16 protein-coding genes are annotated in these 15,359 nt (G+C 57.0%); 13 read left to right on the plus strand and 3 right to left on the minus strand.

Annotated features, from left to right (window positions below; genetic code table 11):
• Nucleotides 1-25: 25 nt before the first annotated feature.
• The 3 genes from AC2D8P_RS07375 (at nucleotide 26) to AC2D8P_RS07385 (ending at nucleotide 3,678) form a co-directional block, all read left to right on the plus strand.
• Nucleotides 26-1,312 (plus strand): lipoprotein-releasing ABC transporter permease subunit, encoded by a 1,287-nt coding sequence (locus AC2D8P_RS07375; RefSeq protein WP_484701629.1) that lies wholly within the window; start codon nucleotides 26-28, stop codon nucleotides 1,310-1,312.
• The gene (locus AC2D8P_RS07380; protein WP_484701630.1) at nucleotides 1,305-1,982 is read left to right on the plus strand and encodes an ABC transporter ATP-binding protein; all 678 of its coding nucleotides are present in this window, start codon (nucleotides 1,305-1,307) and stop codon (nucleotides 1,980-1,982) included. The genes AC2D8P_RS07375 and AC2D8P_RS07380 overlap by 8 nt, the downstream gene beginning before the upstream one ends.
• An 88-nt stretch (nucleotides 1,983-2,070) precedes the next feature.
• The gene (locus AC2D8P_RS07385; RefSeq protein ID WP_484701631.1) at nucleotides 2,071-3,678 is read left to right on the plus strand and encodes a DVUA0089 family protein; all 1,608 of its coding nucleotides are present in this window, start codon (nucleotides 2,071-2,073) and stop codon (nucleotides 3,676-3,678) included.
• 39 nt (nucleotides 3,679-3,717) lie between these two features.
• Here the strand turns inward: AC2D8P_RS07385 and AC2D8P_RS07390 are convergent, their stop codons facing one another.
• Nucleotides 3,718-5,406 (minus strand): winged helix-turn-helix domain-containing tetratricopeptide repeat protein, encoded by a 1,689-nt coding sequence (locus AC2D8P_RS07390; protein ID WP_484701632.1) that lies wholly within the window; start codon nucleotides 5,404-5,406, stop codon nucleotides 3,718-3,720.
• 85 nt (nucleotides 5,407-5,491) lie between these two features.
• Here AC2D8P_RS07390 and AC2D8P_RS07395 point away from each other — a divergent pair, with 85 nt between their 5' ends.
• Complete coding sequence (locus AC2D8P_RS07395) at nucleotides 5,492-6,166, plus strand: hypothetical protein (protein WP_484701633.1); 675 nt, start codon at nucleotides 5,492-5,494, stop codon at nucleotides 6,164-6,166.
• A gap of 46 nt (nucleotides 6,167-6,212) precedes the next feature.
• Here the strand turns inward: AC2D8P_RS07395 and AC2D8P_RS07400 are convergent, their stop codons facing one another.
• Entirely contained in the window at nucleotides 6,213-7,025 is an 813-nt protein-coding gene (locus AC2D8P_RS07400) for an alpha/beta fold hydrolase (RefSeq protein WP_484701634.1), read from the minus strand.
• Nucleotides 7,026-7,107: 82 nt separating this feature from the next.
• On the opposite strand from AC2D8P_RS07400, the gene AC2D8P_RS07405 reads away from it, so the two are divergent.
• On the plus strand, nucleotides 7,108-7,707 hold the full coding sequence (locus AC2D8P_RS07405; RefSeq protein ID WP_484701635.1) for a CGNR zinc finger domain-containing protein: 600 nt from the start codon (nucleotides 7,108-7,110) through the stop codon (nucleotides 7,705-7,707).
• 5 nt (nucleotides 7,708-7,712) lie between these two features.
• On the opposite strand, the gene AC2D8P_RS07410 is transcribed toward AC2D8P_RS07405, so the two are convergent.
• Nucleotides 7,713-8,525, minus strand: coding sequence for a division plane positioning ATPase MipZ (locus AC2D8P_RS07410; RefSeq protein WP_484701636.1), 813 nt, complete (start codon nucleotides 8,523-8,525; stop codon nucleotides 7,713-7,715).
• A 156-nt stretch (nucleotides 8,526-8,681) separates the two neighbouring features.
• On the opposite strand from AC2D8P_RS07410, the gene AC2D8P_RS07415 reads away from it, so the two are divergent.
• The 8 genes from AC2D8P_RS07415 (at nucleotide 8,682) to AC2D8P_RS07450 (ending at nucleotide 15,355) form a co-directional block, all read left to right on the plus strand.
• Nucleotides 8,682-9,911, plus strand: a complete 1,230-nt coding sequence (locus tag AC2D8P_RS07415) for an MFS transporter (RefSeq protein WP_484701637.1) — start codon at nucleotides 8,682-8,684, stop codon at nucleotides 9,909-9,911.
• A 61-nt stretch (nucleotides 9,912-9,972) separates the two neighbouring features.
• Nucleotides 9,973-10,842 (plus strand): 50S ribosomal protein L11 methyltransferase, encoded by an 870-nt coding sequence (locus tag AC2D8P_RS07420; protein ID WP_484701638.1) that lies wholly within the window; start codon nucleotides 9,973-9,975, stop codon nucleotides 10,840-10,842.
• Between the two features lie 145 nt (nucleotides 10,843-10,987).
• The gene (locus AC2D8P_RS07425) at nucleotides 10,988-11,335 is read left to right on the plus strand and encodes a hypothetical protein (protein ID WP_484701639.1); all 348 of its coding nucleotides are present in this window, start codon (nucleotides 10,988-10,990) and stop codon (nucleotides 11,333-11,335) included.
• 173 nt (nucleotides 11,336-11,508) lie between these two features.
• A complete protein-coding gene (gene ruvC, locus AC2D8P_RS07430; protein ID WP_484701640.1) occupies nucleotides 11,509-12,015 on the plus strand; it encodes a crossover junction endodeoxyribonuclease RuvC in 507 nt (168 codons plus the stop codon).
• Nucleotides 12,012-12,689 carry a Holliday junction branch migration protein RuvA gene (ruvA, locus tag AC2D8P_RS07435; RefSeq protein ID WP_484701641.1) on the plus strand — a complete coding sequence of 226 codons (678 nt, stop codon included), beginning with the start codon at nucleotides 12,012-12,014 and terminating at the stop codon, nucleotides 12,687-12,689. Before ruvC ends, ruvA begins: the two co-directional genes overlap by 4 nt.
• Nucleotides 12,690-12,693: 4 nt before the next feature.
• Nucleotides 12,694-13,578, plus strand: coding sequence for a GIY-YIG nuclease family protein (locus AC2D8P_RS07440; RefSeq protein ID WP_484701642.1), 885 nt, complete (start codon nucleotides 12,694-12,696; stop codon nucleotides 13,576-13,578).
• A complete protein-coding gene (ruvB, locus tag AC2D8P_RS07445) occupies nucleotides 13,575-14,597 on the plus strand; it encodes a Holliday junction branch migration DNA helicase RuvB (protein WP_484701643.1) in 1,023 nt (340 codons plus the stop codon). Before AC2D8P_RS07440 ends, ruvB begins: the two co-directional genes overlap by 4 nt.
• 119 nt (nucleotides 14,598-14,716) lie before the next feature.
• Entirely contained in the window at nucleotides 14,717-15,355 is a 639-nt protein-coding gene (locus AC2D8P_RS07450; protein WP_484701644.1) for a hypothetical protein, read from the plus strand.
• Nucleotides 15,356-15,359: the final 4 nt, after the last annotated feature.

The raw sequence follows: 15,359 nt of genomic DNA on the forward strand, positions 1-15,359 counted from the left end.
GCCGGAACGAAATCGGAGCAGCCCCTTGGCCACCAATCCCGCCCCTTTTGCCCGTTATGAATGGATGATCGCTTGGCGCTATTTGCGTGCGCGGCGGTCTGAGGGCGGCGTCAGTGTGATGACCTGGATTTCGCTGATCGGGATCACTCTGGCGGTGGCGGCGTTGATAATCACGCTGGCGGTGCGGTCCGGGTTTCGGGCGGAATTTGTCGATACGATCCTGGGTGCCAATGCCCATGTGACGGTTTATAACGCCGCTGTTGTCGATGACGCGGGCCGGATTTCGCGGGTGATCGAGGATTACGACGCGCGGGCAGAGGCCGTGCGTGCGGTGCCCGGTGTGACCCGCGTGGCCCCCTTGGTCAAAGGTCAGGTGATGGCCAATCACCGCGACAACAATACCGGGGTCGAGGTCTATGGGATCACGTTGGAAAACCTGATGGGTATTCCGCGGATTTTCCAACCCGAAGCGTATCGCGGCGATATTGCCCGGTTTAACGAGGGCGTCGCGATCGGATCTGGCGTGGCCTTTGAGTTGGGCCTGAATATCGGCGACCGGATCACCCTGATCCTGCCTAATGCGGTGAAGACGGCCTTTGGCTCTTCCCCCCGGGTGAATACTTATGAGGTCGCCTATATCTTTACCGCCGGGCGTTACGACATCGACCGCACGCGCGTTTACATGCCATTTGCCGAGGCGCAGAGCTATTTCAACCGCGAAGGCGTGGCGGATGAGCTGGAGGTGATGGTCAAAGACCCGGAGGCGGTGGATGACTATACCCTGCCGCTGCTGAGCGCCGCGGGTGAACGGGCGCAGTTGTGGTCTTGGCGGGATCGGTCCGGCGCGTTTTTGCGGGCGCTGGATATCGAGGATAATGTGATGTTCGTGATCCTGTCGGTGCTGGTCTTGATCGCCACGATGAACATCGTGTCGGGCCTGATCATGCTGGTGAAAAACAAGGGTGGCGATATTGGTATCCTGCGCACCATGGGCCTGACCGAAGGGTCAGTACTGCGGGTGTTTTTCATTTGCGGCGCGTTTACCGGGATCATCGGCACGATCATGGGCGTGATCTTGGGGTGCCTCTTTGCAATCTATATTGATCAGATCTTTGGGCTGGTGAACTACATCGCCGGTGGCGGGGTGTGGGACCCATCCATTCGCGGGATATATAAGCTGCCTGCGAAACTGGAACCGGGCGATGTGTTATCGGCCGTTTCCCTGTCTTTGGGGCTGTCCTTTATCGTTACCATCTTTCCGGCCCGTCGTGCGGCGCGGATGAACCCGGTGGAGGCGCTGCGTTATGAGTAACGCGGTGCTAACCCTGTCGGGGATTGAGAAAGCCTTTAACCGTGGCAAACCCAATGAGGTGTCTGTGTTGCGCGGGGCCGCGATTGATATTGCCCCGGGCGAGGTCGTGGCGCTGGTGGCGCCATCCGGTGCGGGGAAATCGACGCTGCTGCATATCGCCGGATTGTTGGACACGGCGGATGCCGGGCAGGTGGTAATTGCGGGTCAGGAAATGACCGGTAAATCAGATCGTCGCCGGACAGAGGCCCGCCGCCGTGATGTGGGTTTTGTCTATCAGTTTCACCACCTGTTGCCGGAGTTCACGGCGTTGGAAAATATCGTGCTGCCGCAACTGGCCAATGCCGTGCCGCAGGCCGAGGCAGAAGCGCGGGCGCGCGATTTACTGGACCGTGTCGGCATTGCACACCGCGCCGATCACCGCCCAGCTGCCCTGTCTGGCGGTGAACAACAGCGCGTTGCCTTTTGCCGGGCCTTGGCCAATGGGCCGAAATTGCTCTTGGCGGATGAGCCCACCGGCAATCTGGATCAGGCCACATCGGATCGGGTGTTTGAGGCGTTGATGGCGCTGACCCGCGAAACCGGCCTGTCGGCCCTGATTGCCACCCATGACACGGTGCTGGCCGACCGGATGGACCGCAAGGTGCGTCTGGAAGATGGGAAATTGGTTTAGACCAGCGACAAACTGCGCAACAGTTTGACAAGCAGACGCGATCAGGGTCTGTTCCCGTCACAAGAGTTTCAGACAGTACAGGTTCGCCATGTTCAATAACATTTCCACCCGAATTGCGTTTTCAACATTTGCCGTTCTGATGGCCCCAGTGTCGGCCATGGCCGCCGGTCTTTGCGGTCAATCCGATGGTTTGGTCCAGGGGCAATATCAGATTTCCGGTCCTGACGCAGAGGCGATCAATGGGACGGTTTCCATCCAGCGTGGGGAACCGGCTTATGTGGATCTGACCATTGCCGCCGATACTGCCATCACGCTGGAAACCTTTTCCAACGATGTTGACCCGTTGATCATCTTGTTTGACGAAACGGGCGCTGCAATGCGCAGCGACGATGACGGGGCCGGGAACCTAAATGCCCGTCTGGGCACATTTTTGACGGCTGGAAATTATTGCGCGCAAATCTCGACTGTGCGCGAAGTGCCGGAAGGCACCGGCGGTTTGCCTGCCGGGTATGATGCCCCGATCCCGTTTCTGATCAGCGCCGGGCAGACCGCCTCTGCCGGACAATGCGCGCGGGCCTTGGGTGGAACGGCGCTGGCGGACCCGATAGAGCCGGGCTCTGTCGCCCAACAGGCATCCGGTCAGGTGCCGGGCCGCAACTTTGTGCGGTTTACGCTGGCTGAACCTATGGCGATTTCGGTTTTTGCCCGCAGCACGGTGTTTGACACCTACCTGACGCTGGAAGATGAATTTGGCGCCCAGATTGGTGGCGATGATGATGGCGGCGGCGGAACGGACAGCTATCTTGGATATTCATCACCGTTGGCTGCGGGTGACTACTGTGCAGAGGTGACCAGCTATGACGGGACCGAAGGGGCGTTCACCCTGTCGGTATCGGAATGGTCAGAGGCTCATGATGCCGCATCAGGGGACGGCGGGATGATCCTTGATCCCTGTGGCGAGGGTGCGTCGATTGTCGATCTGGGTGATCCCCTGTCCAGTGGCTTTGCGCCGCAAATGTTATCTGCGACCGTCAATAACGGCCCGCAGTTTTACCGCGTTGATCTGAGCGAAGCGCTGGACCTGCGGCTGACCGCCACGAGTGACGCTCTGGACACGGTTCTTGGCCTTTATGATGCAGATGGAAACGAGATTGAAAGCAGCGATGATGCCGACGGTTTGGGCACCAACAGCCGTATCACCCGCAATGCCCTGCCCGCCGGGGAGTATTGCATTGCCGTCAGCCCCTTTTCAAATGAGGGATCTGGCCAGATCAGTTTCAATCTGGTGGAGGTGACAGAGGCCGCCTTGCTGCAAGAGGCCTATGCCTCTGGTGATATTCTGCCGCCGAACACAGGTGACATGTTCACCGATCTGGGGCTGCTACATCGCAATCTGCGCCATGACGACGTGTCGGGGGGTGGTACCAAATGGTTCCTGTTTGAGGTGGATGAGGAAAGCCTGGTGGTGATCGATACAACCGATCTGGGCGGCATCACCAAGCTGGTGCTGTTTGACTACGAGGGCACCGGCATGAAGATCGCGGAAAACGCTGCTGTGACCGAGGCCCTGTCTACACGGCTGGTGCGTACGGTCGGGTCGGGCCGCTACGCCATCGGCGTGGTGCGTCAGGACAGCGGTGGTCTGGGGGCGTCGCTATTGTCGCTGCAACGCTATATTCGACCGGCCCGGCAGTAAGGGGGCCTAATCGGGGCAGAAATTGCCTTTGATGCCGCGTCACTCGGGTAAGCCTGCGGTGATCAGGGCGTTGAAATATCTGTCTTGATCTCGCGGGTGTTGAAACGGTGTATTGCGAAATGTTGACAGGCGGAAATCGGGACTGATGTTCAGATAGTCCGCCACTTCGCGTTGCGCCTCTTCCATCCGGTTCGTTTCTGCCAGGGTTGCGATCAGAATGCGCCGGGGGGCGAGGGATGTGGGATAGGCGGCAATCCCGATTTTTGCCAGGATTTCAGCCTGATCATAGTCTCGTAGGAACATGTGTGACAGGGCGGCATTGAAGTTGTACCAGGCGGGGTAGCGGGGGTTGATCCGTTTTGCCTTGTCATTCCATTCCAAAGCTTCGGCAGGTTCCCCCATCAGGGATCTTAGAAAACCCATGTTGTATAGAATGTCGGCGTCGTTCGGGTTGCTTTTCAAGGCCCGCAGAAAGGAGGCGTGGGCGCGGCCATGGTCGTGATCGGCAAAGAGAGACAGCATTCCGAGCCTGAAATGCCCCCGGTAGTCAGAGGGGCTGATATCCAGCGCACGCTTGGCATGATGGCGCGATAGCGCGAGTGCCTGTTGTGGATCATCCGCACCGTCAAAGCGCCACAGGGACAGATAGCGACCGCTGAGTTCAAAATGCGCGGCCAGATAGTCGGGATCAATCGCAATCGCCTGCTTTAACAAGTCAACTGCCTCTGCACGTCCAGAGGCGGAGACCTTTTGTGTGGCGGCATCTGCGCGGATAAAGAGATCATACGCTTTTGGATCATCTGTTGATCGCAGCCGCGCGACGGTGAGTTCTTTCTCTTTGATCACAACATTCAGGGTGCTGACAATTTCCTGGGTCAATTCGACCTGAACAGAAAGCGTGTCATCGGTGGAGAAATCATATTGTTGTGCCCAAACAGATTGTTCAGTTTCCGCCTCGATCAATTCGGTGGTGATGACAAATGTTTCACCTATTTTTCGCAAGCTGCCATCCAGGACATACCGCACCCCCATTTCACGCCCGATGCCGCGCGCTGTTCCAGGGCTGTTTTTAAAAGTCAGAGATGTGGATCCGGCGATAACAAACACTTCTGGAAACTTGGCAAGGTTGGTGCGGATCGAGGTGCTGAAACCTGCGGCCAGGTAATCCAGATTGTCCAGTTCTGACAGGTTGTCGAAGGGCAGCACGATGATGGATGGCTCGTCAGGCAATAGAAGTTGAGTGTCGGGTTGGCCCTGTTGTCCCGGATTTGTGACCATCCACAGGGCGGCCAGAACGATTGCAAACCCAATTGCAATCAACCCGCGCCGCCCCCATTGGCGTTGGGAATATCCGTCGGGCGAGGGTGTGGCGATATCAGACCGGGGGGCGCCATCTGTGGCGACAAGCATATACCCCTTCTTCGGGAAGGTCTGAACAATCTGGTGGTCCTGATCCCCCAGCGCACGGCGTATGTCGCCAATACACTGTCCCAAACTGTCTTCGGTGACAAAGGTGTCTGGCCATACCTGTTCGATAAGGTGCTCTTTTGTAACGATCTGGCCGGATTGGCTTGCGAGGCAGGCCAGAACATCGGCGCTTTGGCGACGTAGACGGACAATCTGGCCGTCTTTGTCTTTCAAGTCGTGGCTTTGCGGGGAAAACAGAAAATCACCTAAGCAAAGCCAAGTGGCAGATTTCGGAAATTTTTCTGAGTTATCTCCGGACATTTCAGATGCCTCCATGCCCTCATAGCGTAGCGGGTTTCACCGCATTTAGGCAAATCAGAACATCCGGCGGGAAGGAGACTGAACGATGAAATCTACAATATGCAAGGCGACGGTTTTTGCGGTGCTAGCGGGTGCGGCGATGACATCGGCCTCTGTCAAAGCGGAGGGGTTTGACATCATCGCGCCCAACGAAACTGCGTTGGAAATTACAGACGGGTTGATCACGACGCGGCTGAGCACCCAGGGCTGCGCGCCCGGGTTCGAAACGGCCTGCAGCGAAACCCGTCAACGGGTTGAATATCGATCCTCTGACCCCCGAGGTCACGGCGACAGGATCGCCTATCGCTGGGAGATACTGGTTGCCGACAACATCATCTTCAACGCCACCGACACGCATCTTTATGCCACGCGGTTTCTGACCGGTGATGATAAGGAGGTGATCAAGTTCTACCTTGGAAATGATTATGGCTATGAGGTCAGCCGGCGCACCTGTTTTGGCCCTGAATCCTTTGGCGAATGGCACCAAGTGGAGGTGCGGGTGATGTGGGATTCCACCAAACGGGCCAGCCTGAAAGACAAGACCCCGGGAGAGGTCCATATCCTGTGTGATGGCGAAGAGATCCATACTGTCGAAGGTCGGCCAAACATCAAGGAAGGCGATGTTGTCCATCTGGCGCTTGGCCTAGAAGGCGCGGTAAAGCTTGCCGAGGGCGATGATGTGTCGGTTTCCTTCCGAAACATCGAAATTGGCACCTGGTAAGGTCAGGCCATCCGTGTGCCAAAGAAACCCGGCATCCAGTCCAAACCTAGTTTGACAAAAGCGCTGCGACGATGGCTTCTGGCGCGTCCTCCTGTATGAGATGTGAGGCACCGGGGACCGGCGTAAAGCTGTCGGCAGCCAGCAGTCCTGCCAGTTCTTTTCCCTGACTTGGGGGGATAAATGTGTCCTCTTCGGCCCAAACCAAGTGAACCGCGCCGTCCATTGGGCCGTAAAGCGACTGAATCTCTGCAATATACCTGTCCCCTGACTGGGCGATTTGTCGGTAAAACGCGGCCTGTCCTGCGTCGCTCAGCCACGGCCGCATATACATATCGCTGACCTCCATTGGCATATCCTGGACGGTGGTTTCATTGATATATGCGCGCAACAACGCGTGATGGGCATAAGGGGGCAATCCAGCCAAGGCATCTGCGTGTTTGCGAAGGTGAAGAAAGCCGGGGGAGCCTGAGGGCAGCACGGCGACCGCGTTCATCAGTGTCAGCTTTCGATATCTGAGCTGATTGATGTAATGCCCGCGCAAGACGGCCAGCCCGCCGAAATCATGCGCTACTACTTCTGGCCGATCCAGGCCCCAATGCTGGATCAGTGCCGCCAGCAGATCATTTTGAACAGCGGGCGAGACATCCTGGCCATCTTTCATCTCGGATTGGCCAAATCCGATCATGTCGAAATAGTAGACCTTTTTGTTGTTTGCCGCCAACCAGGGCGCAATTCGCCGCCATGCTTGTGCAGACCAGGGGAAGCCGTGAACCATGACCACGGGGTCACCTTCACCGATGCTTCCCCAAGCGACTGACTGGCCATTATGTGTGAGGACTTTGTCTAAAGGCAGTAGCATTTTTTATCTCCGGTAACCGTTAATAATAAAATAAATGGTTACATGGCTTGCTCTGCATTTGCAACCGATATATGTGACTTAAATGGTTACCGAGCATGAGCATTACTGGGAAAGATTTGGCTTCTTCGGGGGGCATGTGTTTCTGGATTTTATCAACACGGTTGATGACATTGATAAGGCCCGATCACTGGAAGCAATTGAAAACTGGGACGTCCTGATCCGTTGGGCAGTGGCCGCAAATGTGATCAGCCAATCCGAGGCGCGGGATCTGGGTGGCGCTTACCCGCGCGAAACAACCCGCGCAGAACTCAGAAAACTACATGACTTTCGTGAAGCTGCGTGGCGGGTTCTGAGCGCTGTTGCGGCGAACACCACCCCCAAGCCTGAACATCTGTCTGCCCTTGGCGATCAAATATCCTGGGCCTATGCGCAGGCGGTGCTGACTGTTGACCACGACGCGCTGTGTTGGCGCATACCGACCACAAGCCCAGGCGCAACACTTATTCGTGCCCGGTTGGGGCTCGCGGCAGATAACCTGCTGGCCAAGAAACCCCTGAAAGTGATCGAATGTGGCGGCTGCACGGGTTTGTTTGTAAATCAGGGTCGCGGTGTCGGGCGTAAATGGTGCCGCATGCAATCATGCGGGAACCGGGCAAAGGTTACAAAGTTCCGAGCGCGATAACCGTATCAGAAATTAACCGCCACACCGGGTAGGTTCAGGGATTTCACCAGATCGCGAATTTCCTGTCGCGCGGCGACGTTGGAGATGTTCATCTGGCCGACAACACCGACATCGCGCAGATCGAGCAGCGTTAGACCGCGCGGGAACAGTTCACGGAAGATCACCCGTTCGCCAAAGCCCGGGGCCACGCGAAAGCCGATGCGTTTTGACAGGTTTGCCAACGCTTCGCCCATCTTTTTCTTGTTATGCATCTGTTGCGCTGCCAACCGATTGCGCACCACGATCCAGTCAATCGGCGGCAGGCCAGCCTGAGCGCGCAATTGGCGGGCATGCCAGACCATTTCTGAATAGACGGACGGGCCCAAAATCGTATCAGTTTCGGCATCGATGCGGGCCAGAAGATCAAAATCAATAAAGCTGTCGTTTAAGGGTGTGATCAGCGTATCGGCCAACGAATGGGCGACCTGGCTCAGCCGGGTGTGGGATCCGGGACAGTCGATAAGGATGAAATCACAGACTGGCTCCAGCGCGGAAACGGCGGCCGACAGTCGATGATCAAAGATGTTTTCGCCCGGCAAAAGCTGTGTCTGATCAATCTCTGGCAGGTCCTGATACAGCGGGACCGCCAGATCAAGATTGTGATGGGCGGCATAGGCATGGCGGTTTTCGATATAACGGCCCAGGCTTTTTTGCCTGAGATCCAGATCAAGCACGCCGATCCGATGGCCCATACGGGCCACAGCCGTTGCAACATGCATAGAGGTCGTCGATTTGCCGGACCCGCCCTTTTCGTTTCCGACAACGATGATATGCGCCACGTCTGTCCCTTTCCGCAGCCGAGAAATTGCCCTGTTCTCAGGTGGGCGCACTATATGTTGGGGGCTTGGGGATGAAAAGCGAAAGCGTTCAAAAATGCCACTAGATTGTGCGGGGATGCACTTCCCCCATGACGGGTTCAGGCGTAAGAGGACGGTATGAACACATTCTCGATCCAAAATGCGGCCCAGTTACCGTTTTGGCGCCGCCCGGTCACGCTGCTGTTTCTGATGGCGGCGGCCTTGCCAATTGCGTTTTCTACCTGGCTGGCGCTTTTGAACAACTTTGTGATTGAGGTCGCGGGTTTTGACGGGGCTGACATTGGCCTGTTGCACACCGTGCGTGAAATCCCCGGTTTTCTGGCGGTGGGCGTGATTGCGATCCTGCTGTTTATGCGCGAACAGGTTTTGGGGTTGGTGTCGCTAATCCTGTTGGGCGTGGCGACGGCAGTGACGGCGTGGTTCCCATCTCTGGGGGGGATCCTGACCATCACCATGCTCAGCTCTATCGGGTTTCATTATTTTGAAACCGTGAACCAATCGCTGCAGCTGCAATGGATCAACAAGGCGCGCGCGCCGCAGGTTCTGGGCTGGATATCGGCGATGGGATCGGCGGCGTCACTGGTGACTTATGTGCTGATCGTGCTGAGTTGGGAACGGTTCGACCTGAGCTATAATTTCGTCTACCTGCTGTCTGGCGGGGTGTGTACGCTGATCGCGGCCTTTTGTTTTCTGGCCTATCCGCAATTTGAAACGCCGATCAAACAGCACCGCCAGATCATCCTGCGCAAACGCTATTGGCTTTACTATGTGCTGCAGTTCTTTGCCGGTGCACGGCGGCAGATTTTTATCGTGTTTGCCGGGTTCATGATGGTGGAACGGTTTGGCTTTGACGTGCATGAGCTGACCGCGCTTTACCTGATCAATCTGATTGCCAATATGATCTTTGCACCCCTGATGGGAAAAGCGATTGGATATTGGGGCGAACGCCGGGCGCTGATCTTTGAATATGTCGGGCTGGTTTGCGTGTTTCTGGCCTATGGGGGCATTTATTTCTTTGGCTGGGGTGTGCTGCTGGCGGCGGGGCTATACGTGTTGGATCACTTGTTTTTTGCCCTTGCTCTGGCGTTGAAGACCTATTTTCAGAAAATCGCTGATCCAGCGGATATTGCGCCCACGGCTGCCGTGGCCTTTACCATCAACCATATTGCCGCTGTGTTTCTGCCTGTGCTTTTGGGGCTGTTGTGGGTGGTGTCCCCGGCGGCGGTGTTTTTGCTGGCGGCGGCGATCGCCTGCGGGTCGCTGGGGTTGGCCTGCCTGATCCCGCGCAACCCGGAACCGGGGTATGAAACCATTTTCGCCCGCGGTCTGCCGGCCCCGGCGGAATAAGCCGGGCTTGACCATGGGCGGCTCTGGCCGTAGGCGGTGGGCGAACTGACCGGAGGCCCCAATGCCCACATATACTGCCCTGACCACCCTGCCCGGACGTGAAACCGCCGAAGCCCTGGGCGAAGCGATGGAGCTTTTGACCCCTGAACCCACGGGTGTTGGTGTGTTCGAGGTCGAAGATGGATCTGGTCTGTGGGAAGTTGGCGGCTATTTCGTCGAAGCACCGGATGAAACGGCGCTGGCCTTGCTGGCGGCGGCACATGGGGCAAAATCCTTTGTCGTGTCCGAACTGCCCGAAACCGATTGGGTGGCCCATGTGCGTCGGGAGCTGCACCCGGTGGAGGCTGGGCGGTTTTTCGTCTATGGCAGCCATGATGCCGATAAAGTGCCAGCAGATGCTGTGGCCTTGCTGGTTGATGCGGCCATGGCGTTCGGCACCGGGCATCACGGCACGACGCAGGGCTGCCTGCGGGCCTTGGACCGGCTGGCCAATTCGGGCTTTGTTGGCAAGAACGTGGTCGATATCGGTTGCGGAACGGCCGTTCTGGCGATGGCGGCGGCAAAGATCTGGCCGGGGCAGGTTCTGGCCAGCGACATCGATCAGGTCGCGGTTGATGTGGCGGAGGCGAACCTGGCCTTTAACGACCTGTCGGGTCGGATCACCTGTCTAGAGGCGGCAGGCTTTGCCCATCCGCGCCTGCAGGATGCCGCCCCTTTTGATCTGGTCTTTGCCAATATTCTGAAAGGCCCGCTTTTGGGTCTGGCCCCGGATATGGCCACGTTTACCGGCACTGGGGGTTACGCAATCCTGTCGGGTATTCTGAATGAACAGGCCGAAGAGATCCGCCAGACCTATGCGAAGAACGGCTTTGACTGCGTGGAATCAGACGTGATCGGTGACTGGACGACCTTGCTTTTGTGCAAGAACTGAGAACAACCGACCCACATTATCCTTAATGTCTTTGAAGCAGAGCGTATTCCACGCTTCTGACCAGATTATGCCTGAATTCCGCCGCAATCTGGCATCAATATGTCCAAGATAAGGCCGAGTCGGCAGATTTGATTTGGAGAGTGTTATGGCAGACGCAAATATGCACAACTTCGCAGACCGTTTGTCCCGGATTAACAAACATCACGCGCAGATTGCGCGGGGCCACGTGACCACCGTTAACAAGGATGGCTTGATCGTGGTGAAACCGCGCCGCCAAGTACACCGGTTCCCATGGCGTGGACTGATGTTTACCCTGGCGCTGGTCATGGTGTTCAAGGGCGCGATTTTCATGTCATTGGGCCAAGAGGCCTATGATGTTCGCGTCGAAAACCTGCGAGCAGGGACATTTGTCGAACAGATGGGCGCTTTTGTCATGCAGGCTGATCCGGCAACGATTTGGATTTCGGAATTTTTCGCCTCGTTCGTGAAATGATGGTTACGTAGATCTTGTGATCAAAGGTTCGTTCTAACAGAGGTCGCGGTTTCCGTGGCCTCTTTCATTGTTGTGGCATATTGGCCGGTCTGGCGCGCGGGCGGGTGCTTTGCGATTGGCAAATGTTCTCGTTTCGTGCTAATCCGGGAAAAACAATGATAATGGGCGAGTAGATGCGCGTTTTGGGAATTGATCCCGGGCTCAGATGCCTTGGTTGGGGCGTGATCGAAATGCAGGGCAACCGATTGACCCATGTGGCCAACGGGCAATGCCGGTCAGAGGGCAGCGCGCTTGCGGATCGCTTGTTATCACTACACCAACAACTAAGCGCCGTTGTCATTCACCATCAGCCCGATGCTGCTGCCGTTGAACAGACCTTTGTGAACAAGGATGGAACGGCCACCCTGAAACTGGGGCAGGCGCGCGGCATTGCCATGCTGGTTCCGGCGCAGGCCGGGTTGGATGTGGGCGAATATGCCCCCAACACGGTCAAGAAAACCGTGGTTGGGCAGGGCCATGCGGATAAGCGGCAAGTCGATCACATGGTGAAGCTGCAATTGCCGGGGGTACAAATCGCCGGTTCAGACGCCGCCGATGCCCTGGCGATTGCCATTTGTCACGCATTTCACCTGCAGACGGCCGGGCGCATGCAGACAGCGATCAAGCAGGTGGGCACATGATTGGGAAACTGTCGGGCCGGATCGAATACAAGGGCAGCGATCATGTCATGCTGGATGTGCGTGGTGTGGGTTATATCATCTATTGTTCTGACCGGACGCTGGCAAGTTTGCCCGGCGTGGGGGAGGCAGCAGCGCTGTTCACCGAACTTTTGGTGCGCGAGGATCTGTTGCAGCTGATGGGCTTTCCCACGTTGTTGGAAAAGGAATGGTATCGCCTGCTGGTCACGGTTCAGGGCGTCGGGGCCAAAGCCGCCATGGCCATTTTGGGCACCCTGGGGCCCGAAGGTACTGGTCGCGCGATCACGTTGGGCGATTGGGCGTCAGTGAAGGCCGCGCCGGGGGTTGGGCCCAAAATCGCACAGCGTGTGGTCAATGAGCTGAAGGAGAAGGCCCCGGCGATCATGGCGCTTGGGGGTACGCTTTCTGCTGCGCAGGGCGTGGTGGCAGCTGAACCGATGGACGAGGTGATCGAGGTGTCAGACGCTGCGCCAGTGGTGCCTGCCCCGCAATCGTCAGCCTCTGCCCAATCGGCAGCCCTGTCAGCGCTTAGCAATCTGGGTTATTCGCCGTCAGAGGCCGCATCGGCCGTTGCCACCGCCGCTGGGGATACGCCAGAGGCAGATGAGGCACAGTTGATCCGGGCGGCCCTAAAACTCTTGGCACCGAAGGGTTAGGGTAGTGCCTATTGATTTCAATTCACTACTGCGCATGGGAAACATTTCTCCTGAAGAAGTCAGTCTAATTTTCCACCTGACAAACCTGAAGCAATTGAAGCGCATGTTGCCTTGGCTGGCACAAGAACGCCCAGATCTTTTTGACGCTTATCAAAGCGTCCACTCCTCCCAAGCAGAGAAGACACTGAAAAACCGTCCTTTGGTGGCGTCGTTTGTGCCGTTGAATGACAGCGATATGGGATTTGTTGGTTTGTATCGAGTCGAGAGTTTCGAAGATTTGCCAATGACTCAAATCTATTCAGATTCACGGTTTTCAGAGCTCGCGTTGAGCTACGGGGCTGTTGATAGTTCACCAGAACGGAATATTGCCCGTGCAGAACGGCAATTATTTTTCGAGTTGAGTTTGACAGAATTCTTATCAGACTTGCGTGGGCGCGTAGTCGTCTCGCGTCCGGCGGGCCGGACCTATGTTCGAAAGTCGTCAACTACAGAAGTCCCCATTCGCCAAATATCGGAGCAATCATTGCTTGTCTCTGCAGCGCCTGAATGGAGAGATTTCATTGTTAATGGGATTGAGATCAGATCACTGCCGGGTTCGTGGAAAGCGAAGCTAAGAGAATGGCGGGGTGTATACTTGATCGTGGATGAGAAAGACGGAGCCCGCTACGTTGGTTCCGCGTATGGAGAGTTGAACTTACTTGGCCGATGGCAGGCTCATGTTTCTGGCGAGAAAGGTATTACTGCAAAGCTCAGAAATCGAGATACAAGTAGTTTTCGTTTTTCTATTCTGGAGCGTGTCTCTCCAGATATGATTGCGGAGGATGTGATAGCTCTGGAACACAGTTGGATGAATAGGTTGGACACACGCAGATATGGGTTGAACACATGAGCGAGCCAGATCCCACCATCCGCCCCGATCCGCTGCCCGCCGATAATGACCGGGCGCTCAGACCCGAGACATTGAATGATTTCATCGGTCAGGCCGAGGCGCGCGCCAATCTGCGTGTGTTTATAGAGAGCGCGCGGAGGCGGGGGGAGGCGATGGACCACACGCTCTTTCATGGCCCTCCGGGCTTGGGCAAGACAACATTGGCGCAAATCATGGCACGGGAATTGGGGGTAAACTTCCGTATGACCTCTGGTCCGGTTCTGGCAAAGGCCGGTGATCTGGCGGCGATCCTGACCAATCTGGAAGCCCGCGATGTGCTGTTCATTGACGAAATTCACCGCCTGAACCCGGCGGTGGAGGAGGTGTTATATCCCGCGCTGGAGGATTTTGAACTGGATCTGGTGATCGGAGAGGGGCCAGCGGCCCGGACGGTGCGGATCGAGTTGCAACCGTTCACTCTGGTTGGGGCAACCACGCGGCTGGGATTGCTGACCACCCCCTTGCGTGATCGGTTTGGAATTCCGACCCGCCTGCAATTCTACGAAATTGCAGAACTCCATGAAATTGTTACCAGAAATGCGATCAAACTGAAAGCACCGGCAGAACCGGATGGCGCCTGGGAAATTGCCAAACGCGCCCGGGGCACGCCCCGGATTGCCGGGCGGCTGTTGCGCCGGGTGGTGGATTTCGCCGTGGTCGAGGGCAATGGCAAAGTAACCCGGGAAATCGCCGATAATGCCCTGACCCGGCTGGGGGTGGATCATCTGGGCCTAGACGGGGCGGACCGACGCTATCTGACTGTTATTGCAGAAAATTACGCGGGCGGGCCAGTGGGCGTGGAAACCATGGCTGCGGCCCTGTCGGAAAGCCGCGATGCGATCGAAGAGGTGATCGAGCCTTACTTGCTGCAACAGGGTCTGATCCAGCGTACGCCACGCGGTCGGATGCTGGCGCAAAAGGCCTGGGACCATCTGGGGATGAGCGCCCCGCGTAAATCCGGTGACTTGTTCGAGGACTGATGTCTCGTCCAAAAGCCATGCTGTAACACGGCTGTATTCTGTCGGTATTGCGTCGGTGCTGGATATGGACCTTTGCCCATCATCGCGTTAATCCGATGGCGTTAAAATCAGAGGCCCCCATGACCCCGGACGACATCACCCAAATGTTCACCCGCGCCGACGGCTCTTACGCCTTTGCCCGCTGGGGCCGGCCGATCGCGCCCATCGTGTTTGGCGTTCAGGACCAGACGCTGGAGGTTTTAAAAGGCGCGCTGGAGGCCGTGGTCGCCATGGCCGGGCACCAGATGGCCGAAACCGATCCCGAGCTGGGGTCAAACCTGATGTTTTTCTTTTTCCGCGATTGGGATGAATTGCTGGACGTGCCCGATCTGGATCGCCTGATCCCTGATCTGAATTCGCGGGTCAGCCGGTTGAAGGATGGCAGCGCCAACCAATACCGGGCCTTTCGGTTTGATGAGGCAGGCGCGATCAAGGCGGGTTTTGTTTTTCTGCGGGTCGACAAACAGATCGCCGACATTCCGGCGGAGGATCTGGCGCTGGCACAGGTGGCGCAAATCATGCTGTTGTGGTCCGATCAGGGTTTGGGCGGGCGCTCACCCCTGGCCAAAACGCCTGACGGCACAGTTGTTTTACACCCTGAAATCGCCGAAGTGATCCGGGCGGGCTATGACCCGGTGATGCCGGTAGCAACGGGTGATAGCAGCCACGCGTTGCGTCTGTTTGCGCGGATATCGCGGGACGCCCCAAAGGTGCACTGACGGG

Source organism: Roseovarius sp. YIN77, from assembly GCF_057219155.1.